The 24,934-nt window shown below is 55.9% G+C and carries 23 protein-coding genes; 13 read left to right on the forward strand and 10 right to left on the reverse strand.

The genetic code is table 11. The features are described 5' to 3' along the window. Nucleotides 1–23 precede the first annotated feature (23 nt). The 9 genes from C4J83_RS26660 to C4J83_RS26705 all read left to right on the forward strand — a co-directional run bounded on the left by C4J83_RS26660 (nucleotide 24) and on the right by C4J83_RS26705 (nucleotide 8,558). Entirely contained in the window at nucleotides 24–1,418 is a 1,395-nt protein-coding gene (locus C4J83_RS26660; protein WP_124418537.1) for an ethanolamine ammonia-lyase subunit EutB, read from the forward strand. Next, entirely contained in the window at nucleotides 1,415–2,245 is an 831-nt protein-coding gene (gene eutC / locus C4J83_RS26665; RefSeq protein ID WP_106579395.1) for an ethanolamine ammonia-lyase subunit EutC, read from the forward strand. Before C4J83_RS26660 ends, eutC begins: the two co-directional genes overlap by 4 nt. A gap of 96 nt (nucleotides 2,246–2,341) precedes the next feature. Next, nucleotides 2,342–2,800: a GNAT family N-acetyltransferase gene (locus C4J83_RS26670; protein WP_017136027.1), complete on the forward strand. Its 459-nt coding sequence runs from the start codon at nucleotides 2,342–2,344 to the stop codon at nucleotides 2,798–2,800. A gap of 418 nt (nucleotides 2,801–3,218) precedes the next feature. Further along, nucleotides 3,219–3,875, forward strand: coding sequence for a DedA family protein (locus C4J83_RS26675; protein ID WP_106579396.1), 657 nt, complete (start codon nucleotides 3,219–3,221; stop codon nucleotides 3,873–3,875). A gap of 6 nt (nucleotides 3,876–3,881) precedes the next feature. Further along, complete coding sequence (locus C4J83_RS26680; protein ID WP_124418538.1) at nucleotides 3,882–4,712, forward strand: M90 family metallopeptidase; 831 nt, start codon at nucleotides 3,882–3,884, stop codon at nucleotides 4,710–4,712. A 93-nt stretch (nucleotides 4,713–4,805) separates the two neighbouring features. Then, entirely contained in the window at nucleotides 4,806–5,333 is a 528-nt protein-coding gene (ppa, locus tag C4J83_RS26685) for an inorganic diphosphatase (RefSeq protein ID WP_003176323.1), read from the forward strand. A gap of 214 nt (nucleotides 5,334–5,547) precedes the next feature. After that, nucleotides 5,548–6,318 carry a LexA family transcriptional regulator gene (locus C4J83_RS26690; protein WP_119741448.1) on the forward strand — a complete coding sequence of 257 codons (771 nt, stop codon included), beginning with the start codon at nucleotides 5,548–5,550 and terminating at the stop codon, nucleotides 6,316–6,318. 358 nt (nucleotides 6,319–6,676) lie between these two features. Continuing rightward, the gene (locus tag C4J83_RS26700; RefSeq protein WP_124418539.1) at nucleotides 6,677–7,918 is read left to right on the forward strand and encodes a tyrosine-type recombinase/integrase; all 1,242 of its coding nucleotides are present in this window, start codon (nucleotides 6,677–6,679) and stop codon (nucleotides 7,916–7,918) included. A gap of 370 nt (nucleotides 7,919–8,288) precedes the next feature. Continuing rightward, nucleotides 8,289–8,558 (forward strand): hypothetical protein, encoded by a 270-nt coding sequence (locus C4J83_RS26705; protein ID WP_256660626.1) that lies wholly within the window; start codon nucleotides 8,289–8,291, stop codon nucleotides 8,556–8,558. A gap of 741 nt (nucleotides 8,559–9,299) precedes the next feature. On the opposite strand, the gene C4J83_RS26710 is transcribed toward C4J83_RS26705, so the two are convergent. Both C4J83_RS26710 and C4J83_RS26715 read right to left on the reverse strand, forming a co-directional pair. Continuing rightward, complete coding sequence (locus C4J83_RS26710) at nucleotides 9,300–10,067, reverse strand: hypothetical protein (RefSeq protein ID WP_124418540.1); 768 nt, start codon at nucleotides 10,065–10,067, stop codon at nucleotides 9,300–9,302. Nucleotides 10,068–10,072: 5 nt separating this feature from the next. Continuing rightward, complete coding sequence (locus C4J83_RS26715) at nucleotides 10,073–11,275, reverse strand: DNA cytosine methyltransferase (protein ID WP_124418541.1); 1,203 nt, start codon at nucleotides 11,273–11,275, stop codon at nucleotides 10,073–10,075. 885 nt (nucleotides 11,276–12,160) lie between these two features. On the opposite strand from C4J83_RS26715, the gene C4J83_RS26720 reads away from it, so the two are divergent. Continuing rightward, nucleotides 12,161–12,544, forward strand: a complete 384-nt coding sequence (locus C4J83_RS26720; RefSeq protein ID WP_124418542.1) for a nucleotide pyrophosphohydrolase — start codon at nucleotides 12,161–12,163, stop codon at nucleotides 12,542–12,544. A gap of 24 nt (nucleotides 12,545–12,568) precedes the next feature. Then, a complete protein-coding gene (locus C4J83_RS26725) occupies nucleotides 12,569–14,440 on the forward strand; it encodes a DUF2075 domain-containing protein (RefSeq protein ID WP_124418543.1) in 1,872 nt (623 codons plus the stop codon). Between the two features lie 46 nt (nucleotides 14,441–14,486). Here C4J83_RS26725 and C4J83_RS26730 read toward each other — a convergent pair whose 3' ends face one another. Then, on the reverse strand, nucleotides 14,487–14,723 hold the full coding sequence (locus C4J83_RS26730) for a DUF6124 family protein (RefSeq protein WP_124418544.1): 237 nt from the start codon (nucleotides 14,721–14,723) through the stop codon (nucleotides 14,487–14,489). Nucleotides 14,724–15,172: 449 nt separating this feature from the next. Between C4J83_RS26730 and ycaC the strand changes: the two genes are divergently transcribed. Further along, nucleotides 15,173–15,805, forward strand: a complete 633-nt coding sequence (gene ycaC, locus C4J83_RS26735) for an isochorismate family cysteine hydrolase YcaC (protein ID WP_064454308.1) — start codon at nucleotides 15,173–15,175, stop codon at nucleotides 15,803–15,805. A 181-nt stretch (nucleotides 15,806–15,986) separates the two neighbouring features. On the opposite strand, the gene C4J83_RS26740 is transcribed toward ycaC, so the two are convergent. The 7 genes from C4J83_RS26740 to C4J83_RS26770 all read right to left on the reverse strand — a co-directional run bounded on the left by C4J83_RS26740 (nucleotide 15,987) and on the right by C4J83_RS26770 (nucleotide 21,083). Further along, nucleotides 15,987–17,144 carry a glutathionylspermidine synthase family protein gene (locus tag C4J83_RS26740; RefSeq protein WP_124418545.1) on the reverse strand — a complete coding sequence of 386 codons (1,158 nt, stop codon included), beginning with the start codon at nucleotides 17,142–17,144 and terminating at the stop codon, nucleotides 15,987–15,989. Between the two features lie 12 nt (nucleotides 17,145–17,156). Further along, a complete protein-coding gene (locus C4J83_RS26745) occupies nucleotides 17,157–17,870 on the reverse strand; it encodes a DUF1190 domain-containing protein (RefSeq protein ID WP_119741429.1) in 714 nt (237 codons plus the stop codon). Nucleotides 17,871–17,888: 18 nt separating this feature from the next. Next, a complete protein-coding gene (locus tag C4J83_RS26750; RefSeq protein ID WP_106580265.1) occupies nucleotides 17,889–18,317 on the reverse strand; it encodes a DUF350 domain-containing protein in 429 nt (142 codons plus the stop codon). A gap of 15 nt (nucleotides 18,318–18,332) precedes the next feature. Beyond that, a complete protein-coding gene (locus C4J83_RS26755; RefSeq protein WP_124418546.1) occupies nucleotides 18,333–19,007 on the reverse strand; it encodes a DUF2491 family protein in 675 nt (224 codons plus the stop codon). Between the two features lie 160 nt (nucleotides 19,008–19,167). Beyond that, nucleotides 19,168–19,728 (reverse strand): rhomboid family intramembrane serine protease, encoded by a 561-nt coding sequence (locus C4J83_RS26760; protein WP_124418547.1) that lies wholly within the window; start codon nucleotides 19,726–19,728, stop codon nucleotides 19,168–19,170. Between the two features lie 57 nt (nucleotides 19,729–19,785). Next, entirely contained in the window at nucleotides 19,786–20,484 is a 699-nt protein-coding gene (locus C4J83_RS26765; protein ID WP_106580262.1) for a PspA/IM30 family protein, read from the reverse strand. Between the two features lie 17 nt (nucleotides 20,485–20,501). Then, entirely contained in the window at nucleotides 20,502–21,083 is a 582-nt protein-coding gene (locus C4J83_RS26770) for a YjfI family protein (protein ID WP_119741422.1), read from the reverse strand. Between the two features lie 606 nt (nucleotides 21,084–21,689). On the opposite strand from C4J83_RS26770, the gene C4J83_RS26775 reads away from it, so the two are divergent. Next, on the forward strand, nucleotides 21,690–24,857 hold the full coding sequence (locus C4J83_RS26775) for a type III effector HrpK domain-containing protein (protein WP_124418548.1): 3,168 nt from the start codon (nucleotides 21,690–21,692) through the stop codon (nucleotides 24,855–24,857). The last annotated feature ends 77 nt before the right edge of the window (nucleotides 24,858–24,934 follow it).

Genomic DNA, 24,934 nt, shown 5'->3' on the forward strand with positions numbered 1-24,934 from the left:
CCGCGTCGCCAAGGAGACACTGTATGGCAAGCTTTTCCCACGCGGTGGGTGCACAGACCTACCGCTTCAACAGCCTCAAGGACGTGATGGCCAAGGCCAGCCCGGCGCGTTCCGGGGACTTCCTGGCCGGCGTGGCCGCGCAGAACGACGGCGAACGCGTGGCGGCGCAGATGGCGTTGGCGAACATCCCGTTGAAGCACTTCCTCGAAGAAGTGCTGATCCCCTACGAAAGCGACGAAGTCACCCGGCTGATTATCGACACCCACGATAAACAGGCGTTTAGCGTGGTCAGCCACCTCACCGTCGGCGGCCTGCGCGACTGGCTGCTCAGTGACGCGGCCGACGAACACGCCCTACGCGCATTGGCGCCGGGGCTAACACCGGAAATGGCCGCCGCCGTCTCCAAGATCATGCGCGTGCAGGACTTGGTGTTGGTTGCGCAAAAGATCCGCGTGGTCACTCAGTTTCGCGGCACCATGGGCCTGCGCGGGCGCCTGTCGACGCGCCTGCAGCCCAACCACCCGACGGACGAGCCGGCGGGCATCGCCGCGAGCATTCTCGACGGCCTGCTCTACGGCAACGGCGACGCCATGATCGGCATCAACCCGGCCACCGACAGCATCGCCTCGATCTGCGCCATGCTTGAGATGCTTGATGCGATCATCCAGCGCTACGAAATCCCCACCCAGGCCTGCGTGCTGACTCACGTGACCACGTCCATCGAGGCCATCAACCGGGGCGTGCCGCTGGACCTGGTGTTCCAGTCGATTGCCGGCACCGAAGCGGCCAACGCCAGTTTCGGCATCAGCCTGAGCGTGCTGCAGGAGGGTTACGAGGCAGGTTTGAGCCTGAACCGCGGCACCTTGGGCCAGAACCTGATGTACTTCGAAACCGGCCAGGGCAGCGCCTTATCGGCCAACGCGCACTTTGGCGTCGACCAGCAAACCTGTGAGACCCGCGCCTACGCCGTTGCGCGGCATTTCAAGCCGTTTTTGGTCAACACCGTCGTAGGTTTTATCGGCCCGGAGTACCTGTACAACGGCAAGCAGATCATTCGCGCCGGCCTGGAAGACCACTTCTGCGGCAAGCTGCTCGGCGTGCCGATGGGTTGCGACATCTGCTACACCAACCACGCCGAGGCCGACCAGGATGACATGGACACCCTGCTGACCCTGCTGGGCGTGGCCGGGATCAACTTCATCATGGGCATCCCCGGCTCCGACGACATCATGCTCAACTACCAGACCACCTCGTTTCACGACGCGTTGTACGCCCGACAAACATTGGGTTTAAAACCGGCGCCGGAGTTTGAACAGTGGTTGGCCAAGATGGGCATCTTCACGCAAGCCGACGGCAAGGTGCACTTCGGCAACAGCCTGCCACCGGCGTTTCGCCACGCCTTGAAGCAATTGGGATGAAGGAGCCGCCTGTGCAAGTAGAACTGCCTGACAACCCGTGGCTGGAACTGCGCCGCCTGACCCCGGCGCGCATCGCCCTGGGCCGCACCGGCACCAGCATTCCCACCAGTGCGCAGCTGGACTTCCAATTCGCCCACGCCCAGGCGCGCGATGCGGTGCACCTGCCTTTTGACCATGAAGGCCTGAGCAGCCAAATGGCCGAGCGCGGCCGTGAGAGCTTGCTGCTGCACAGTGCCGCCGTTGACCGACATATGTATTTGCAACGCCCGGACCTGGGGCGACGCCTCAGTGATGAGTCGGCGCAGAGCTTGCGCGACTACGCCGCCGCGAACCCTGGCGGTGTGGACCTGGCCGTGGTGGTGGCCGATGGGCTGTCGGCGCTGGCCGTGCATAAACACACGTTGCCGTTTCTGACACGCATGGAAGAACAGACTCACGCCGAAGGGTGGTCCTTGTCGCCAGTCATCCTGGTGGAACAGGGGCGCGTGGCGGTGGCCGATGAAATCGGCCAGTTGCTGGGCGCCAAGATGGTGGTGATTCTGATCGGCGAGCGGCCGGGGCTCAGCTCGCCGGACAGCCTGGGGTTGTATTTCACCTACAACCCCAAGGTCGGGCTCACCGATGCGTATCGCAACTGCATTTCCAACGTGCGCCTGGAAGGCCTGAGCTACGGCATGGCCGCGCATCGCCTGCTTTACTTGATGAAAGAGGCGTGTCGCCGGCAGCTGTCGGGGGTCAACCTCAAGGACGAGGCACAGGTACAGACCATCGAGTCGGACGATCCTGACCTGATGAAAGGCAATTTCCTGCTCAGCCCGCCGGAATGACCGATAGCCGCACGATTGCGCTTTTTTGCGCCATTAGGCAGCATCCGGTCACGGCCGCTTGTGTGGTCATCCCCCATTTGGAAGTTGAGGCCTGGCATGCGGATTACTCAAGCGACCCTGGAACACTTGGACCTGTTGACCCCGTTGTTCGTCAAATACCGCGAGTTCTATGGCGCGCTGCCGTTCCCCGACTCATCGCGGGCGTTTCTGGAAAAACGCCTGCGCCGCAAGGAGTCGGTGATCTACCTGGCCCTGGCCGACGATGATGACAAGCGACTGCTGGGTTTTTGTCAGCTGTACCCGAGCTTTTCGTCGCTGTCGCTTAAACGCGTGTGGATCCTCAATGACATCTACGTGGCCGAAGATGCGCGCCGGCAATTGGTGGCGGACAACCTGATGCGCACGGCCAAGAAAATGGCCAAGGAAACCCAGGCGGTGCGGCTGCGGGTGTCGACCAGCAGTGATAACGAGGTGGCGCAGAAGACTTATGAGTCGATCGGCTTTCGCGAAGATACGGAGTTCAAGAACTACGTGTTACCGATCAGCGAAGACTGATAACGCCGAATGGCTTTGGCCTCCTAATGCGGCAAGTGAGCTTCCTGTGGCGAGCGGGTTCAGTGTGGCGAGCGGGCTTGCCCCGCGTTGGGCTGCGCAGCAGCCCCAAAACCAGGCGCCGAGTTATACCTGAAGGAATGCAGAACTTCTCGGGGGCCGCTTCGCAGCCCAACGCGGGGCAAGCCCGCTCGCCACGGTAAGCCCGCTCGCCACATACGACCGCTCCCACATTCGGATCGATGTAGATCGGAAGTACCTGCGACATGCCCCGCTACAAAACCCACACGCTTTTCACCTCTCAATACGTATAATGCGGACCTTTCAGGGTTGTAAGAAATACGGCATACACTTGTAGCCTTACTTACCCGTAGACCCCGCACTGGCCTGCTGAGCCGGGCCATTCACACAGGTGCCATCCATGGATTTCAACCCGCTCGACCTTATCCTGCATCTCGACGTGTACCTCGACATGCTGGTGAGAAACTACGGAGTGTGGATCTACGCCATTCTGTTCCTGGTTATCTTTTGCGAAACCGGCTTGGTGGTCATGCCATTCCTGCCCGGTGATTCCTTGCTGTTCATCGCTGGCGCTATCGCGGCAGGCGGCGGCATGGACCCGATCCTGTTGGGCGGCTTGCTGATGCTGGCGGCCATCCTGGGTGACAGCACCAACTACGTGATCGGGCGAACAGTGGGAGAACGCTTGTTCAGCAACCCGAACTCGAAAATCTTCCGCCGCGACTACCTGCAAAAAACCCACGAGTTCTACGACAAGCACGGCGGTAAAACCGTGACCCTGGCGCGCTTCCTGCCGATTCTGCGTACCTTCGCGCCCTTCGTCGCCGGCATCGCCAAAATGCCTTACCCGCGCTTCTTCGGGTTCAGCGTGTTCGGCACCGTGCTGTGGGTCGGCGGCCTGGTGACCCTGGGTTACTTCTTCGGCAATGTGCCGTTCATCAAGAAGAACCTGTCGCTGCTGGTGGTCTTTATCATCCTGCTGTCGCTGATCCCGATGATCATCGGTGTGTTCCGCAGCCGCTTTGGCCGCTCGTCCTCCGAAGCCAAACCGCAGTAACCGGCGATGTGGTCCCTCAGCGCCTGGCGTCGCCGGCGCCTGCTGGCCAAGCACCCGATTGCCGATGACACCTGGCAACGGGTGCGCCACCACCTGAGCTTTCTCGACGGCATCAGCGCCGAGCAAGACCAGTGGCTGCGCGAAGCCTGCGTAGTCTTTCTCGCCGAAAAACACCTCACCGCCCTGCCCGGCGTCGAGCTGCACCAGGAACAGCGCCTGCTGCTCGCCGCCCAGGCGCAATTGCCGTTGATGAACCTGGGCGACCTCGATTGGTACCAGGGCTTCCACGAAATCGTGCTGTACCCCGACGACTTCGTCAGCCCGCAACGCCATCGCGACGCCAGCGGCGTGGAGCATGAGTGGGACGGCGAACACAGCGGCGAAGCCTGGCAGCAAGGCCCGGTGATTCTCGCCTGGCCCGGCGTCCTGGCCAGCGGCCAGTGGGAAGGCTACAACCTGGTGATCCACGAGCTGGCGCACAAACTCGACATGCTCAACGGCGACGCTAATGGCCTGCCGCCGCTGCACCACGACATGCGCGTGCAGGAATGGGCCAGCGTGATGCAAAGCGCCTTTGATGACCTCAATCGCCAGCTGGACGCCAACCCGGACGCCGACACCGAGATCGACCCCTACGCCGCCGAAAACCCGGCGGAGTTCTTTGCCGTCACCAGCGAATATTTTTTCAGCGCCCCGGATTTACTGGTCAGCACTTATCCACAGGTGTACGCGCAACTGAGCCGCTTTTATCGCCAGGATCCCCTGGCCCGCCTGCATCAACTGCAGGCCAGCGATGCGCGCTATCAGACGGAACGCCACGCGCCGTACGACGTCTGACTCATGGCATCAGCGTCAGAATATGCCTATAATCGCCGCCACTTTTAGGCCAATCCGGCCATGTTCCATGGCCAACTACGGGGGCAACGCCCAATGAGCTACAGCAAGATTCCGGCTGGCAAAGACCTGCCGAACGACATCTACGTCGCCATCGAAATTCCGGCCAACCACGCGCCGATCAAATACGAAATCGACAAAGACAGCGACTGCCTGTTCGTTGACCGTTTCATGGCCACCCCAATGTTCTACCCGGCCAACTACGGTTTCATCCCCAACACCCTGGCTGACGACGGTGACCCCCTCGACGTGCTGGTCGTAACCCCTTACCCGGTTACCCCAGGCTCGGTTATCCGCGCGCGCCCAGTCGGCATCCTGAACATGACCGACGACGGCGGCGGCGATGCCAAAGTTATCGCGGTACCCCACGACAAGCTGTCCCAGCTGTACGTGGACGTGAAGGAATACACCGACCTGCCGCCACTGCTGCTGGAACAGATCAAGCACTTCTTCGAGAACTACAAAGACCTCGAAAAAGGCAAATGGGTGAAGATCGACGGTTGGGGCAACGCAGACGCCGCCCGCGCCGAGATCATGAAGTCGGTGGCTGCCTACAAAGGCTGACACCCGCTCCTCATTGCCCCGGCAATCAAAAAAGCCCCGACTATTCGGGGCTTTTTTTGTGGGAAAAATTAAACTCCAAGTGCAATGTTTAATGCGCCATGTTTAACAGCATTAAGACACTGACATATCGACCTACAACTAAGTAAATCCCTACACGCGCAATTCAACGCATAGTTTATTTGATGTCTTTTTTCGGCCAGTAAACTCTGCGTTTATGAATACATCAGGTGATCGACTAAAAGCGTTATTACGGGAAGTTCATCTTTCCGCCTCCGACTTCGCCAAAAACCGCGGCGTCACGCCTCAACACGTGAACAACTGGTTCAAACGCGGCGTGCCCATGGGCCGACTCAACGAGATCGCAGAACTGCTCTGCGTCTCCAGCCGTTGGCTGCGCACCGGCGAAGGCCTCAAACACCCACCGGCCAACTTCCTGCTGGAAGGCCCCGGTACCACCAAAGGACTGCCTACCCGCGAAGACAGCGGCAAGTACCTCACCGGCCCCACCCGCCTCCCGGAAAAAATCGACGTGGAGATTGCCCTCCACCCCACCTTCACCTCCACCGAGCGCATCCGCGTCTCCCTGCACACTCTGGAAACCCTCAACGTAAACCCCGACCGCGCCATAGGCGCCTACATGGTCGACAACAGCATGATCGACATCATCCAGCAAGGCGCCACCCTCGCCATCGACCGCGGCCGCAGCCAAATCACCGACGGCGAAATCTACGCCGTCGAACACGACGGCATGCTGCGCATCAAATACCTCTACAACCGCCCCGGCGGCGGCCTGCGCATGCGCAGCCACAACGCCAGCGAACACCCCGACGAATACCTCACCCACGAGCAACGCTTCGAACAGAACTTTCAGATCGTGGGCTGGGTATTCTGGTGGTCCACCCTTAACAACCGCCGACCGGTCCCACTGGACGAACACCTGCTGGGCTGGGAAGGCTCTAAATCGGACCCGGAGGTAGGCATTTGAGGTGAATGTGGGTATCATCCGCCGCACATTTGGCAGGGGATGGCTTTGCGCTATTTATCCTGCCTGGCGATGCGGAGGAGTTCCCGCTGATGCCCCTACTATTCAGCCCGACGTGATGTGGGCTGAGCGATTTGAAGGCTGGTGAGGTTTGTCAAAAACAAGCTGAGGCGGTCCCCGAGAAGCCGGCCACAAGCCGGCTTTTTAATGTCTTATTGAAAGCCAACCTCATCTACTGAAAACCGCGACAGCCTTGCTAGATCAGTGGTTTCAGCCTACTTTTGTTCCTGTGACTTCCGTTTTTAACCACCCTTTTCCACTGCAAAGTGGGGGAACTGGTGGGGGAACTGAGCGTAGAAAAATGGGCAAGCTGACCGCGAAACAAGTCAAAAATCTGAGCGACCCAGGAACCTATGAAGACGGCGATGGATTACGCATGGTCATCAAGGACTCAGGTCGAAAATTTTGGGTGCTGCGCTTCCAGCTACACGGCAAACGGCGAGAGATGGGGTTGGGTGGCTATCCTCAACTCGATCTGAAAAAGGCCCGCGCAGCCGCGTATGAACATAGAGTCCAGATCCTCAACGGCACAGATCCCCTAGCAAAACGACAGGCTGAACAAGCCGCTCAGCGTGAAGCTGAACGCCGAGAGCTGGCGCAGCTTATTACCTTCGAGAAACTGGCCGCCGACTACCGAGATGCCCATGGCTTGAGCTGGTCGGAGAAATGGCGCAAGGGCTGGCTGAGAAAACTCGAGCTCTATGCCTTCCCTACAATAGGGAAGCTATCAGTTGACCAGATCGAGACCAAACATCTGCTCAAGGCCCTCCAGCCACTATGGTCAACCAAAACGCGGACAGCTGACGAAGTACGTGGGCAAATCGAACAGATACTCGATGCCGCCAAAGCCCGCGGCCTGAGGACCGGAGAGAATCCAGCACGCTGGCGCGGCCACTTGGAAAACCTGCTAAGCCGGCATGAGAAGAAGAAAGCACGAAAACGCATCCACCATCCGGCACTACAGTGGCAGGATCTCCCCAAGCTGATGCAGGCCTTGAGCAAGGATCCGAGTCACGTCTCAGTGGCCGCTCAGCTACTGATTCTGACCGGAGCAAGAACGCATATGGTGAGGTTTGCGCGCTGGGATGAGTTTGATCTGGACTCAGGCCGCTGGTCCTTGCCCGACGAACGCATGAAGACGCGACAATCCTTCGCGATCCCGCTAGCGACGGAAGTAGTCGCAATTTTGAAACGCCTTCCGAAAATCGACACCAAGAGCCCTTACGTTTTCCCCGGTCACGGCCGAAGCGGCGTGATGCACGCTAATGGCATTCGCAATCTGCTACATGCACTGGGTTATGAGCACATCACTCGTCACGGCTTCCGCTCAACATTCCGGGACTGGGCAGGTGAAATGACGCCTTTCCCAAGAGATATTTGCGAGCTCGCTCTGGCCCATGACGAGCGCGGAGAAACGGAAAGCGCATACTCTCGATCAGATTTTTTTGATAAGCGACGAGAGCTGATGAATGCATGGGCCATCTACGCTACATCCACACCTGAATGCGCTGATGGGACTCAACGCGATACCTCTGAAGATTGATGAGGCCGCAACCAACCTAGGTGTAAGGCAAGAAGGTATCTGGTTATCGACTTTCAAGCCGGGTCCATCCAAACAGGGCTGCAAAGCCGCCCTGTTTGGATGGACCTCATTTAAAAAATCTAAAGCCCACGCAACTATCTGTGGAAAACCACGGATTTCCACCAGTGGATAATTTCATCCACAGCTCCAGAACTCCTGAAAATTCGAGCCTTGACCCGAATTACCCACAGGCGTAGAAAAGATCAGGCAAAGCGCTGTCGTTTACAGCACCCCAGGTAGCCCGAACCTTTAAGGCTACGCCACACTGTGGTGGTTCTCCCGAAGTGCGATTAGCGTCCGGCGGCTCGCACGGTCACTCACCGAGTGATGGATGCCTATTTCAGATCATTGCCATTGCGGCAAATACATCCCCCTACCCATCTGCCTGCAGCAACCTATCCGCTTGGCCATTTCATTGCGCCAACCTGCGCCCGTCTCTTTTTCCCGGAAAGAGACGGGCGCGCTTACCGCTGCTGCAGCCCACCTCGTACAAGGCTTTGCGGCGTTCCCCATCGTGACAATCGGCGTGACAAACACCGAAGTCGCCAGCAACAGCGATGCAGATGATGGTGCCGCAGTCCACGGAATGGACTTCACCTGACCGACAGTCAGGCATGCCCCGGTCATCGCTTCACTGCCTTAACCCGACTCAGGATCTCGAGGCGCTGGTCTCGTCAGCCAGCGCAACCTCCACCCGCCCACTTCTTCGGAAATGCTCAGGAGGCCAGATCATGAGACGCTCTAGCTCCCGGTCGTAAGGAGCCGCCAGTCCCGCGTTAGTGGACAACCCTCACAGGTCGCAGGGGCCTTGATCCCTGATAACACTCAACATTCTTGGCGGGATGACGTGGGGAAATTTCAACGGCTTGGCTTCAGGACGGGTTGATCATTCCACTTGCGGGCAGGCGAGATGGGCTTAATTTTGACTATCGTCGGCAACTGAGTTACGCCGAACCGCAGTCGTTAAAGGACATATTCGGCGAAGGGCATTACGATACCGTCAAAGTGCGCAGTGATCGTTGACAGGCATTCGTGCACTGGTGTCGCTCAAGCGACTCACCAGAACTCAACGATGCAAACAGATAGATCGCCAGATATTGTCGGATTACGCGGCGTTTCCGCATCACTTGGTCGAGCGCGATGAGCTTATGATACTACTGTACAAACTCGATTATCCAGCGTGAACCGGACCATAACCCCACTTCGCGGTGATCGGTAGAGTCACTGGACATCAACCTCTTAAGCATCAAGCAAAAAATCTACTGAACAGATAATTAGCACCAAAATAGCTAATGAACACTAAAACTCAGCGACCTACACCTCAATACAAAAACACACAAGATCAAAACATTCGTTCTTGTATATGATCGCCCACTGTCTTAATAAATCTTATTAGTTCCTCCCTGTCAGGGCAGACATTTGTTTCACCGCCGGCTCCTAACAAAAAGAACTTATCTCCTGCCTGAGCAGCCTCGACAACAGAATAGTCCATCTCTTTTCTTAAAGCCACCTGTACAGACAAACAGTGCGGATGACCTTTAGTCATCAGCTGCTCTCTACCTTGCCAATCAAAAAATTCGGACTGCGAAACTCTAATTTTTGAGTTCACCGTTATCAGCGGAATAACAGAGCACCCATTAAGTTCTCGCTGCGCCGTATACACTTTGTTAGGCCATGGCTCCTTACTCTTTATAATTTCGCCATCTTTAGACTGCAAAAAGCCAACAGCCAGATCTGACTTTTCAGATGGCTGCCTATAGACAACGCCACCTTTTTCCCAGAGAGGGTAGTTACCAAAAAGAACTTTAACCTCTGTAAAAAGAAACAGTTCCGGCGTGTTTTTAGTGAGAGAAAGCATTACATGAATAAGCCAATCTTGCATTAGCGCGCCTGGCAAATTCCTAGCTAAGTTGCTATTCACACCATAAGTTTCTTTCGTATGTTTACTTCCAAGCCAATTATAAAACTCAACAACCTCTTCAAAGGCATGTATAGCATTACCGACAGAAAAAGCATCATATGAAGCTTTAACCTCTCTTATTTTATCCGCCAGCCCAACTTTTTCATTATCACTTGTAAAATCAATTACATAAGCATCTATAAATTTCATTCTACCTACTGAGCATCCAATGCATTCAAAATAGTTTCCGCTATTCCTTTCGCCAGCAAAGGCGGAACAGCATTCCCAATCTGGGTATACTGCGGTAAATCTTTAGCTCGATTTTTATTCCCTGCACCGCCCCCGCCTGTAGTTCTAGGCCCCAAAAACTCAAAGGTATCATCAAAAGATTGTAATCTAGCCATCTCTCGAGCAGTTGGAATCCGCGGTTTAGAATAGTGAACAAAGTCATCAGGCAAAGTTACAACGGTATTCGAAGGCTTATTGGGGTGCATACGGACACACCATTTTTTGTTTGAGCTCAGATGCCTATCCCACAACTCTCTAGGAATACTTTCAAATCCGCTACCGGGTTTAATCATCGCGAATCTTGCGATTACGTCAGGCGTATGTTTCGCAGCCTCGTGATTTTTTAACTCAACGGCATTGTTTTTTATACCATATTTATGGAACAACCTACCTCTACGAGAGGCCTTCTGATATTCACCTACTGCAGGATATTCGCTATGATATTGAGACGAGCTCTCCCAGGAATTCAAAAAAGACAGATCGTCTATTGCTTGCGAGGTGGTCACAATAGATTTTTGCTCTGGCCGCATAATTCCGCTAACACTCGGACAGTCATCTCTTGTACCTATAAATAGAATCCTTTCCCTCGCTTGAGGAACGCCAAACTCCTCAGCTCGCACATATATAGGGCCAGTCAAGCTATACTTATGAGGACCAATTTTTGCAACCTCCTCATAAATCTTCTCTACAACCGTTCCTCCGTACATCACTGCCAAACCTGGAACATTTTCCATGACAAAGTACTTTGGCCGCAGCGTTTCAATTACAGAAAGATAATATCTGAAAAGATTATTTCTTGGATCTTCTTCATCTCGTTTCCCAAACAACGAGAACCCCTGACAAGGAGGCCCACCAACTACAACATCTACATCATCACGCCCAGTTGACCACTGAACATTAGAAACAATACTTTCAATGAAATCGTCGTCCCTGATGTCCTTAACTAGGAATCTATAATCTATTCCGAGCTGCTTATTAAATCTATTAAGGTGTGTAGCGCCTGCGCCATTATGCAGATCACTAGCACCTGCCAAACGAAAGCCACGCGCACCTTTTCCAGCTAGAAGAAATCCTTCCGTGAATCCCCCTGCCCCAGAAAAAAGGTCAACGAAGGAATATTCTCGAGTCATTGGATATCAACCAGTTATTAAGCAGTTTGGCTATTATAGCAAAAACAGCCCAGGGCGCAAACACCAATCAACCTACTGATTTACAAGATATTTTTTAAAACACCCAGGGTTTTTTAAAACCACCGACCACTCAAGCAGGCTCACTCGGAGAGACGGATGCTTTCAAAAAAGCACCCTCAAACAGCCTCCTACTCCGTCCCTCCAAAAGAAGAGTAAAACCCTGAAAAATTCACCAAACACTCTAACAATGCATGCACAATCTACTTAACCAAAAATACACAAAAACTAAAAATTTGACTGAAATAGCCTATTAAGAGGAAAACCCTAAAAACAGCGCTAAATCTTTATGTTATTTAGGAAGTCTAGAGAGTCACCTTATATAACCTGCTCTAGCTCTGGACCAATTAACCAGCTTCAATACTGCATGGATAGGCTGCGAGTCTGTTCGGCGCACTTGATGACCAACACTGCTACAAGGTAGGACGCTCGATTAAACAAACCACCCAGAAAAATTCTAACGCTAAATTTCAGAGCACAAAAAGCCAGTCGATACCGTGCACAACCTACAGAAAAGTGGGGGAACAAGTGGGGGATCTGAAAGCTTAAAAAATACTTAAATCATTGTTTTTCAAAGATATAGACAGATAAAAAGCTAACCACAAGCCGGCTTTTTATTGCCTGGAATTCTCGATCAGCACACGCAGCTAAATCAGATTGGCTTACGCGTAACCTCATTCTCAAAAGCCTGAATGGCTCTCCGAAAAACTGACCTCAAGGCCAGATCGCAAAAAACTCACAGCAAGAAAGAATTCTCTTACAATCCCCGTCTAGTTTTCCAAATCCATTTACGGATGCGATAACCATCGGCGATCAAGAGGCCAGCCTGTGAGCAAAGTAGGTAGCACATCCGAGCACCTGGTAAACGTTGAAAATCTTTCTGCTTCATTGCAGCGCTTTGCTGATGATCGTGACTGGCGACAATTCCACTCTCCAAAGAACCTTCTACTGGCGCTGACGGGTGAAGTGGGCGAACTCTGCGAGATTTTCCAATGGATGAGTGAGGCCGACTCCGTGCAAGCGGCAAAGCGTCCTGAAACGGCACAAGCCGTAAAAGACGAACTCGCAGACGTCCTTATGTACTTGGTCCGCCTGGCCAGTGTGTTGGATGTCGATCTGAACGAAGCCACCAAAAGCAAACTCGCGATTAACGGATTGAAGTACCCAGTCGATAAAGCCAAGAGCTCCAGCAAAAAATACGACCAACTCTGACATACCACGCGCTAAGGATTTCTCGTGATCGTTTACGCTGCGACCAAACAGCAATTCCTCAAAGACAACGATAACGACGACATCGAAGAGGTCATTCTCAGGCACTACAAAGAAGCCACGGGCAAGCGCGTTGGGGCATCGGAGATAAAATCCTGGCAGGGCTCGCTGACGTACATGGCGAAGGTGCTCCGAGATGAGGAACTGCCGAATGACGCCGGATTGGCTATTGAACTGCACATTCCCCAATCCTCTAAGCGTATCGATTTTTTGATGACTGGCAGGGATGCAAATCAAGGTAAGAACGCCGTCCTGATTGAGTTAAAGCAGTGGAGTAAATCGACAGCGACCACTAAGGACGCAATCGTCAAAACCGCCTTGGGTGGCGGAATAGTGGAAACCATCCATCCTTCTTACCAAGTCTGGTCGTACGCCGCATTGCTGGAAGGCTTCAACGAGGCGGTCTATGACAAAAGCATTGAGGTCCGCCCCTGCGCTTATCTTCACAACTATGTCAGTGATGGGGTCATAAATTCGGCGCATTACGAGGCGTACATAAGCAAAGCTCCGCTCTTCCTCAAAGGACCGGATGAGCTGGAAAAGCTGCGCGCCTTTCTCAAGACACACATCCTTCACGGCGACAACAAGGAAATACTCTATGAGCTTTCCAACGGAAAAATTCGCCCGTCGAAGGCTTTGGCTGACGCACTTAAAGGACTTCTGAAAGGCCAGCCAGAATTTATATTGATCGACGATCAAAAAGCGACGTTTGAATCCGCACTTGCAGCGGCCAGCACCGCTTCTGAGGCTGCGCCGAAGGTGATTATCATCGAGGGCGGCCCAGGGACAGGAAAAACAGTCCTGGCAATCAACTTGCTCGTGAGGCTTACAAGCCTTGGATTACTCAGCAAGTACGTATCAAAGAACGCTGCGCCGAGAAAAGTTTATGAAAGCAAATTGGTGGGTACGGTCAAACGTAGTCACTTCTCGAATCTATTCTCAGGCTCAGGCGCCTTCATCGATACTGTCCCCAACACCTTTGATTCGCTCATCGTCGACGAGGCCCACCGGCTGAACGAAAAAAGCGGGCTTTACGCAAATTTGGGTGAAAACCAAATCAAGGAATTAATCGAGTCGGCCAAGTGCTCAGTCTTTTTCATCGATGAAGATCAACGAGTCACCCTGAATGACATTGGCAGCAAACAAGCCATCCGCGCCTTTGCAAAAGCCAAAGGGGCGGATGTCGAAGAATACACGCTGTCATCACAGTTCCGTTGCAGTGGCTCTGACTGCTATCTGGCGTGGCTGGATGACGTGCTTGATATCCGTGCAACCGCCAACCCACTGCTCGATAACAGCGAGTATGAATTCAAAATATTCGACACACCTCAAGCCATGCATGCGGCCATCGAGCAAAAAAACCACGGCAACAAAGCCCGAGTGGTAGCCGGTTATTGCTGGCCGTGGCGCAGCAAGAAAGATGCTCGAGAGTTCGACATTGTTATAGGCAGCGACTACAAACGCCAATGGAATCTGGATCAGGATGGCAGCTTGTGGATCATCGCGGAGAATTCGGTTGATCAGGTCGGCTGTATCCATACTTGCCAAGGTCTGGAAGTCGATTACATCGGTGTGATTATCGGGCCGGATCTCATCGTACGTGATGGACGCGTTCTCACCTCTGCCCTTGCAAGAGATAAGAACGACAAATCCATTCGAGGCTGGAAAAAGATGATGAAGGAGCAACCCGAACTGGCCAAACGGGAAACGGACTTGATCATCAAGAACACGTACCGGACCTTGATGACTCGAGGAATGAAGGGCTGCTATCTCTACTGCACAGATCCTGAAACTGCTCAGTACTTTGCGGGCCGACTTACAAATCAAAGCCAAGATTGATAGCTCGTTTGCGCTTGCTTCAGTTACATGAAGCAAGCGCCTCGTATCACCTCGGTTGCAAACACTCCACAGCCCGATCCGCCACCATCTTCGCCATCTCCACCAAATGCATCACCGCCCGATGCGGCGCGCCCAGCGGTTCACCCAGCGTCTGCGACGTGGCCACCGCACACTGCAGCAACTCCGCAACACGCACCCAGGCATCTTCAAAGCTCAGCTCTTCGTTAACAGTAAATGGCTTAGTCGCAGCCGATGATGGCAAATCCGAAAAAACGTTATCCATAGCAAAAGTCCAATCGATAATTTGGAGCTGCCACTACCCGCGACTAAACGAAAGGCGGCAGCTGTACGCAGGTTAGTCGACCGGTCGATTGGGAACCCGGCGCACCCGAAGGTGCCCTGCGCACAGCCACCATAAGATGCAGGCGAAGGGAGGCCTGACTCATGAATTGCTTATGCGCCAATCGAATCCGGGCGACTAAACCCGATCACTGAAAATGCAGTGACGGTCCGCAGCCTAGTCTCGGGATTTTGCTGGCGCAAGCCGCTGGGATTCTCTAGGAAACGTCCTGCAAATGAAAGGGACCGGTACTGCTGGCCCTTAAACAATTGTCACCTTTGAGTTGACAGTATTACCCCTCCCACCCGATTTATCCCCCACGCCCCACCCATTAATCTGTGCCCATGTTGAACGCAACGCCCAACCCAACCTAAACAAAAAGGATTTCAACCATGAGCACTCCAACCCTCAGCCGCTTGAACAAAGACGACGCCGTAGTTCTGCTGGTCGACCACCAAACCGGCCTGATCTCGCTGGTGCAGGACTTCTCCCCCAACGAGTTCAAGAACAACGTGCTGGCCCTGGCCGACCTGGCGAAGTTCTTCAACCTGCCGACGATCCTCACCACCAGTTTCGAGCAAGGTCCTAACGGCCCGTTGGTGCCGGAACTGAAGGAGATGTTCCCGGAGGCGCCGTATATCGCTCGCCCGGGTCAGATTAATGCGTGGGATAACGAGGATTTCGTTAAGGCGGTCAAGGCGACTGGGCGCAAGCAGATCATCATTGCGGGTGTGGTGACGGATGTGTGTGTGGCGTTCCCGACGTTGTCGGCGCTGGCGGAGGGGTTTGAGGTGTTTGTGGTGACGGATGCGTCGGGCACGTTCAATACCACGGTGCAGCAGGCGGCGTGGAGCCGGATGACGCAGGCCGGAGCGCAGTTGATGAATTGGTTTTCGGTGGCGTGTGAGTTGCAGGGCGACTGGCGCAATGACATGGAAGGGTTGGGGAATTTGTTGTCCCAGCGGATTCCTAACTATCGGAATTTGATGAATGGGTATGCGGCGGTGACGGCGCGTCAGGGCTGAGGTTGACGGGATTTCCCCAAAAACCTGTGGGAGCGGGCTTGCACGCGATGACGGTGAATCAGTCGATATATTCGGTGACTGATACACCATTTTCGCGGGCAAGCCCGCTCCCACATTTGATCTTCGCTGCCTTGAGTATTGGTGCAGACCCGCTCACCACAGAGGCGCTGTTTGCCCTTACTCAGTCGAGGATCAGGTGCGGCAAGAACCGGCTTGAGTCTTTGGTGATCAAGCTATTGTCTTCTCGCACGCCAATCCCCGCGGCCTGATCGCCAATCACCCAGGACCCGATCAGCGTGTAGCTGTCGCCAAAGCGCGGCAGCGGCGCGAACTCCTGGAGGATGAACGGCGCGTCGGTGTAGGGGCCGTCTTCTTTTACGATCAGGCCGTCGGCGGTTTGCAGTTCGATGTTGGCGCCTTCGCGGGAGAAGAACGGTTTGCGCACCCAGCCCTTTGGCACGGCTTTGCCGGGGTCGGTATCCAGGTGGGACGCGAGCAGGTTGGGGTGGCCTTGGTTGAATTCCCACAGCAGCGGCAGGATGCCTTTGTTGGAGAGGATGGCTTTCCAGGCGGGCTCGAAGAACTGGGTATCGCACTCGGCAATCGCGGCGCCGAAGGGCTCGTGGAAGATGAATTCCCAGGCGTGCAGTTTGAACAGGTGCGCAATCCAGCGATCTTCGAGGTCGACGAAACGGCCTTCGCTGGTGAGGCCAATGTCTTCGATGTCGATGTGGCGCGATTCGATGCCGACTTTTTCCGCGACCAGGCGCAGGTAGTCCGTGGTGCCCTTGTCTTCGACCGAGTCTTTCATCGAGGCGAAGTAGAACGGCTGGTTGACCTGCAATTGGGCGAAGGCCTGGTGCAGTTTGGTGTCGATACTGTTGAACTGGTCGGCATGCTTGGGCAGCAGGCCGCGTTCAATGCATTGTTCCAGCCAGCCCCATTGAAACGCCGCCGCCTCGTAGAGGCTGGTCGGTGTGTCGTAGTTGAGTTCCAGCAGCTTGGCGGGCCCGGTGCCGTTGTAGGAGAAGTCCATGCGCCCGTACAGGTGCGGGTGGCCTTCGAGCCATGAGGTTCGGATCATGTCGAAGAACGGCGCGGGAATGCTCAGCCGCTCAAGCAACTCTTCGCTCTGCACCACGCGGGCCACGAGGTCCATGCACATGTCATGGATCTCGGTGGTCGGGTCTTCGAGGTCGCGCTCGATTTGCTTGAGCGTGAACTGGTAGTAGGCGCTTTCGTCCCAGTAGGGTTCGTCGTCGATGGTGTGGAACAGAAAGCCGAGGCTGTCGGCGGTCTGTTTCCAGTCATGACGCTCTGCGCAATGGATCTTTTTCATGGCCCGGTTTCCTTAACTGCTCGACCCGCCGCCGCCCCAGCCGCTGCGGGCGCTGGCTTTGCTGCCAAAGCCACCACGGGAGGTCGAGGACGCCACGGACACCGGCTTGCTGGAGGAGCGCAGCGTGTTGGTGTAGTTGCTGCTGCCGTACCTGGCCTGGTTGGACCGGCCAAACGTCGCCCCATTCGAGACCCGCTGGTTGAGCGTCGAAGAGCCGTAATCGCCGCGATCATCGCGGTAGCGGTAGACCGGCTCGGAGCGGTAGCTGTTGCGATTGTTGCTGAGCATGTTGCCGATCAGCAGGCCGGTGAGCAGGCTGCTGGTGGAGAAGCCCGAGCCGCCACTGTTCGCTTGGGCGCCGCCGGCTTGAGCGTTGGCCGCATCGACCTGGGATTGCGTCACCTGGCCGGCGGCGGTCAGTTCGAAACCGCCCAGTTTGGGGATGAACTTGCCGTTGGAATCCTGCTGACACCAGTTGGCGACAAAGTCGGCATCGCAATCGGCTTGGCTGTCGTACACCGGGGCAATGCGCCGATGCTCGGCCATGGCCGTCATGTAGGCGTCCGAGCACACGTCCACCGGCAGTTTTTCATCGGCGCATTGCTGAACCGACTGGAAGTTGTACTTCTTTTGCAAATCGTAGGTTTTTTCGGTCGGCCCGCAGCCGGATATCGCCATCGCGACCGACGCTGCCAGCGACAACTGGACGTACTTGCTTCGTTTCATCGGGAGCTCCGTGCGCGATCAGTTCTGGGTAGGCGTCATGCACGCGGCATTCAACATGCCGACGCTGATGGACACGGCGGCCACGTAGATACCGGCGGCGAGTTCGCCATTCTTGATGCGCTCGGACGTGCCTTTGAGCACCAGGCTGGTCAGCAGAAACGCCAACAGTTGGACGACGGCGGCGATCACCGCCCAGACGACGAAGTCGAGGAGGCTGATCGAGTAGGCAATCACGTTGCTGGCCGGAATGGCGAAGCCGATGATGGCACCGCCCAGCGCGACCGCAGCCGACACGTTGCCCGCACGGATCAGTTCGAACTCCTTGTGCGGCGTGATGCGGGTGTAGATGAACTGGAACAGTGCGAACAGCACGGCCGCACCGAGGATGTAGGTGACAAAGCCAAACACAGCGGCTTTGTTCAGAGAGATAGAGAGCGCTTCCAGCATGGGGTTTTCCTTTTTTTAAAGCGTAGTCAGGTCGTTTGTGTACAGCGAAATGCCCAGCGACGTACTCAGGCTAACGGTGCCCTCTGCGTCTTCTTCGACGGAAAACAGCAGAAACTCGCGACGATCAGTCAGACCCGTGTCGCGGGCGTACAGCATCGAACGGTGCTCGACGTTGTAGGCGTCCTCGGGGTTTACAACCTGTTCGGTCATCGCCACCAGCTCTGTCTGGCCAGCTTCGCTGCCCCACACACGGGCGTATTCGACGCCGTTGTGGGTGTAGGTCGGCAGCCCGATCAGACTCTGTGGCCCCGCCAGTCGACGCAGTTCCGCTTCACTGCTGATGGTGACGACACTGAGGTAGTTGAACAGGATCACCGACTCGACCTGCCCGGCGATCTCGCCGGTGGTGTGCACCTGCAGCCAGTAATCTTCGTCGTTCATGTAATAGCGCGACAGCCAGGTCGACTGGCCGAGGTCTACGGTGCCGTTGGCCCAGATTTCCTGGGAGCCAGGGATCACCACCGTGGTTTTTTCATCGAGCAACAATTTCAGGCTCGCGTCGAACATCACGCCTTTGCCGGGTGCCAGGCCTAGTGGCCCGGTGGCCGGCTGGGTGTTGCCGGCTGTCCATTGCGGCGCAGTATTCGCTTTCGGGGCCTCAAGCCCCATCAATTGTTTAAACCATCCCATTGGAGATTTCCTTGAGGCGAGCGGAGGCGATGCAGAAGCGGGGAAAGAGGGAGGCGGCGCGCAGGCGCAACAAAAGAAACATCGACATTTGGCCCCTGACTCCCTGGGTATTTGATTGCGAATGACAAGATCGCCTCGGCGTGTGGAGGCTCAAGCGCGTTCACCCGGCATTAAACCTGCTGCGCGGCGAGGATAGAAGTACCTTGGCTGCAATAAACCCGGCGAACGCGCCAAAGAAGTGCCCCTCGAACGAGATCCCCTGACGAGGCAGGAAACCCACGACCAGGCCACCATACAGCACCGCTACAACACCGGCCGTTATCAGGTTGCTCCAGCTTCTGTGAAACCAGGCGCGAGACAGCAGGTAGGCCCAGAGCCCGAATACCCAGCCGCTGGCACCGATGTGTACGCCGCTGAAACCGAACAGCCAGACCAGCGAACCGCCCAGCAGAATAATGATCGCACTGACGGCAATGAACCGATGGACTCCATCGACAATGACCAAGGTGCCCAGGACCAAAAAGGCGATCAGGTTTGCGCTCAGATGAGCAAACGACGCGTGCAAAAACGGTGAGGTGAGGATGCCGAGCAGCCCCTGCACCGTTCTCGGGATCAGGCCGAATGCCATGAGGCTGTAACCGGTCCCCACATTGACCAGTTGCAGCGCAACCATCAACAGGGCAAGGCCTGCGATTGTCTTGAAACCCTTCAGGGCATCCATCCTGACCTCGATGTAAAAAAAGAAGGGCAGAGCCTGCCCTTCTTGCTTCGGCGCGGCTTACTCGGCCGACTTTTGCTTCAGGCGTTCCAGAATCGCATTGGCGCTGCCTGTGTCCGGCGTGATGCCGGCGTCGCGCAGCTTGCGCTCCAGGTCGGTGCCCGTGGATGCCTCAGCCAGTTCATCCTGGGCTTGCAGCTCAGCGGCACGTTGCTGCTGTTTGGCCTGCAAGCGATTCAGGGTACCGACGGCGGTTTCAAGCTTGCCGTTGGCGCCACCACTGGCGATGGACGCGCTGACCTGGGCCTTCTGTACGCTTTCGCGCGCCTTGGCCATGTCCACTTGCTGGCGCAGGCTTTTGATCCGGCTTTCGGCTTTGGTGATGTCCTTGCGCATGCCGTCGGCGTACCCGCCAAACTCCGTGGCCTGCTTTTGCTCGACGTCACGTTCGTTGGTCAGGGTCGAAATGGCTTCGGCCACTTCCATGGCCAGGTCTTCACGATTGGCCTGGATAGCGGCCATGGCCTTGGACTCCAGGTCCTTGATCTTGGCGTCGTACTCACCGACGCGATCAGCCGCCAGTTTGTGCTTGGCCATGATGCTCACCAGCTCACGCTTGGCGTTGGCCAGCGCCGTGTCGGCGTCGCGAATTTCCTGGTCGAGGATGCGCAGGGCTTGTTGGTCGACGATCGATTCGCCGACTTCGCTGGCACCGCCACGCAGCGCGGTGAACAATTTGCTCCAGATGGACTGAGTCATTGGATACTCCCGAATACTTAATTGAAGAAACGTTCGAAGGCTTCGCTGGCGCGCTGCACGTTGTCGACCAGGGTTTTCACCTCAGTCACGATGTTGGTCAGGCTGGAGTCGGAGCTCAACGCACCGAACATGTTGTAAACAACTTGGCCGTTAGGCATGGACTCGATGCCGATCGAAGAAAGCGGGAACATCTCCCGGCTGCGCAGCACCGCATCATTGAAAGCCGTTACGTCATTGATGGACTCGACGTCGACCAGCACGGTGTCCACGATGATCTGTTCGCCGACCACCGCGATGTAAATCGGCAAGCCCCCGAAGTCGTTCATTTCCAGCTTGATGCTGGACTCGGCGCCCTGAACGAGAGAAAGCGTAATGTCGTTGGAAACCACTTCATCCAGAGCCTGAAGCGCTGTGAAGAGGCGATCGATATTCCAGTTGGTACCTGCGCTCATGAAATTCTCCGACATGAATGAGCCAGCCAGAATCGGTTGGCGAAGCTGTTTCTCCATTTGCTTGAGCAGGCTTCGGTTTTCGGGAAGCACCCAAGTCTCGTGTTTCACATAACCGGCGGCCGCCAGGCCCGCGCGCATCTGCTTCATGTAAAAGCTCGATGGTTTTTTCGCGGGCGACTTCAAGCGCTCTCCCTTGCGGCTTGCTGAATCAGGATCGGGCCCTGCTGGCGGGCTCGATGGAGAGCTGCTTTTCATGGTGCTGACCTCGTTGTGAAAAACTCACGCGTGAGAAAATCTACAGGCAATGTTGGCGATGCTCAATAGCTCACGCGTGAGATTTTTTCTGGTTCGTCGCACCTGTCAAAAAGCACCCTCTGCTTAAGACTGTCTCTGCCGTCATTGAAATCTGATGAACGGTTCTTCGACGGGAGCGGTGTACCACCACCCAGCTCGACGCGCTCTACGATAAGCCCGCGTTGAACGTCAGGCTATTTTGCCTATACGCGCCCTACTCCATAAATGTTCCGAAATAACCTCGCCGTTGTGAATTGTTGTGAAGGCTTTGCGAATTGACTAAAAGTCCGTGCTAAGTTCCGTCACGCCATCTTTCACAGCAGCAACGCCCAGCGGCCAACCAATTAAGGCCGCCCTCTCGTTATTCAATAAACCGCCTCGGGTAAGTTACCTAGGAAGTTGTGCGGCCCTGCGCGTTTTAAAAGGGGCAGGCGTAATAATTAGATCAGGAGAAGTACCATGGTAGCGAAGGTAGAAACGACCCCAAAGGACGCAGCGGTCACTCAAAAAAGCTCCGTCGCTGCCTGGGAAAAATCCGTCGAAAAAGCGTCTGCACCCAAAGACGAGTTGGGTAAAGGGCAGAAACGCCCCGAAGGTGATACCCGCTCAGCCCAGCAAATTATTGATGACACCCCGCTGCTCGCCCAACTCGGTAATCAAAGTGGCGTGAAAGACAACCTTAAAAAGCAGGTCGGCGATTTTGAGAAAGACGCGGACGCAGCCTATCGCGCCTCGAAAGTGCTGGAGCATGTCGAATACATCGACGAAAACGGCAAGCTGACCGATGGCCAGGATGTTGGCAACAGCAGCATCGACGGCTTCACCAAGGATGGCGAGGCGCGGCATGGCACTGAGGCGGGCCGGCTGCAGGATTTCGGCAAGTATGGCTATTCCAGCCTGCGCGGCGAGGTGGTGAAGTCGGACTTGGGTGACCAGCAGAAGCGCCCCGACGGTGACACGCGCTCGGCCAAGGAGATTATCGACGCCACACCGCTGCTGAAAAACCTCGGCAACCAAAGCGACGTGAAGGACAACCTCAAGAAGCAAGTGGGCGATTTCGAGAACGACGCCGACGCCGCGTACCGCGCCACCCAGGTGCTGGAACATGTGGTGAGCATCGATGAAAACGGCAATTTGCTCACTGGCATCGACGCCAGGAATAAAGACAACGACAGCATCGACGGTTTCACCAAAGACAAGGAAGCCCGCCATGGCACCGAGGCCGGGCGCTTGCAGGATTTCGGCAAGTACGGCTATTCGAGCCTCAAAGGCGACCTGATGCACGTCAAAGACGCGACGCACACCGACAAGGCCGCGCCGCCCGATGAGCCCGAAGACGTGCAGGCCCTGCGCGACAAATACAACATCCCGACCTTCGGTGCCGAAGGGCTGATGGACATGGAGTTGCCCAACGACAAGACCGTGGGCGGCCAGACGGCCGAGAACCTTGTGCAGGGCATTCGCGATGACATCAAGAGCGGCAAGCTGGCCGAAAACTCGGATGAAGCAAAGATCGTCAAGCTGATGGACGCCCAGGCCGCGCTGGACGACGGCTACGACCTGTACGGCTACGCGGAGAGCATCAACCTGGGCAGCGGCACATACCGTGAGACGGATAAGACCCCGACCCAGTTGAACGGCAAAGACGTCAAAGAGATGGTCGACGAGGACAAACTTGCCAAAGAAATTTCCACGTTGATGGGCAAGGAAGGGATTAAGGATCGCTACGACGCAGAACTAAAGAAAAGTGTCGGTAGTTTATCGGAAGATCGGTTGAATGAAGTTCGCGAACAAGTATTCCCGGCCCTCTTCAAAGACGGCACCCGTGATGCCAACTTGAACTTCGAAGAATATGTGATCGCGATGAATGACTCGGGTGATCCGAAGAAATCGGAAATGGCCGAGTTGGACGTAGACCGCTATTTCGAGTCGCTGCGCATTCTCGAACCGGACAGCTACACCGCGCGCAAACAGACGTTCGACCAGAACATGATGACGCACCAACTCAACACCTACATGGAAAACCCCGACAAGGTCTCGCCGGAAAATACCGAAAGTGGGCTGAAGGCCTCGTTCACGATGATCAAGGGCGGTATCAACGCCGCCCTGGGTGGCCTGGACAAGGGCGACAAAGCCTACGACATGTACAAAAAGATGAAGGATGAGATCGACATCCTCGACGGCCATATCAAAGGGCTGACGCCGGCAGAGAACAAACAGATCGCAGCGGCCATTCGTCTCGCGGCTGCCAGCGGCGACCCGAAAGCCATCGACAAGGTGGTCGACACCCAATTGAAGGGCCTGGGCGCCAATCGCGAAGCGGCCGCCGGTTCCTTGAAGACAGTGCTGCACACCGCCAGCTCCACCGGCGGGCTCAGTGCCATGGCGGGCACCATGAACCTGGTCAGCGGCGCGCTGCAGCTCGCCAATGGCGGCGGCAACATGACCGACGACCAGAAGATCGCCGCCGCGAAAGACCTGGTCGCCGGCTTGAGCTTCACCAACGACTTCCTCAAGTTCGGTTCGAACATTGTGGAAACCCTGGGTGGCACTAAACCCTATGAACCTGACGTGGACAAAGACGGTAAAGGCCCGGCAAAAATCAAAGCCACTGAATGGCTCGGCTTGATCGATGAGAACCTCCCGGACATCTGGGGCAAGAAAACCACAGAAAAATCTGACGCGCTGGCCGCATCCATCAGCACCCGCGTCAAGGAAGCTTCCGACACCCTCAAGAAACTCGACGTGGGCAACCTGTCGGCCGATGAGGTGAAGGAGTACGACAGCGCCGCCAAAACCCTCGGCGAGCACATGGGCGTCAAGGACCTTCCCGGCAAAGGTACGCCAGCGTCCAAATCCGAAATTGCGATCGCCTCGGGGCGTTCGTTCCTGCGGTTTATGGGCGGCTCCGGCCTGGACTTGACCGGCGGCGTGATGGACATCGTTTCCGGCGCGCGCAAACTGAAAAACGCCAAGACCGCACTGGAAAAAACTGACGCTGCCTTCACGCTGGGCGGGGGTGCGTCCGGTACCGGCATGGCGATCGCCAATACCATCTCGATGTTCGCCCCCAAAGGTGCTCACCTGGCAGGCAAACTGGCCGGTGATGTTGCCGCGACGGTCATACGCGGGCTCGCCATCGGCGCCCGCGTGGCGGGTCCGATTTTCGCCGTGGCGGGTGTGATCTTCGGGGTCGCAGGCACCCTGATTGCCGAGGCGGTCGAGCATGCCAAAATGCAAAAACTCACCGATTCCCAAGGCAAGTTCTTCAAAGACCTCGCCGACGCCGGCGTGACCAAGGACGACTGGGGCGACAAGCTCGAATACGCGCGTTATGCCACTTACATGTACGGCGGCCGCGACACGCCGGACGACAAGTCGATGTTCGAGTATCAGTCGGACGAGTGGAAACACTTCCAGGAAACCGCAGACAAAAAAGGCAGCTCGCTCGCGCGACTGGCGCCCTACCTGCACAAAGACAGCGACCCGGACAGCAAAAACCTGTGGGAAAAATTCCTCGCAGGCGGCACCAGCTCCAGCGGGCCGCATGGCAGTGAACGGCACACCGACGATTGGCGGCCTTGGGGCAGCACGGACATGGAGACGGGGAGCAAGCACACGGCTTGATGTTGCGTAGGCATTTATAAGGCGACCCCATGCCGTTCAGTCAAGCGTAAATCCCTGTGGAAGCGGGCTTGCCCGCG

Origin of the sequence: Pseudomonas sp. LBUM920 (assembly GCF_003852315.1) — a bacterium.
Taxonomy (GTDB): domain Bacteria; phylum Pseudomonadota; class Gammaproteobacteria; order Pseudomonadales; family Pseudomonadaceae; genus Aquipseudomonas.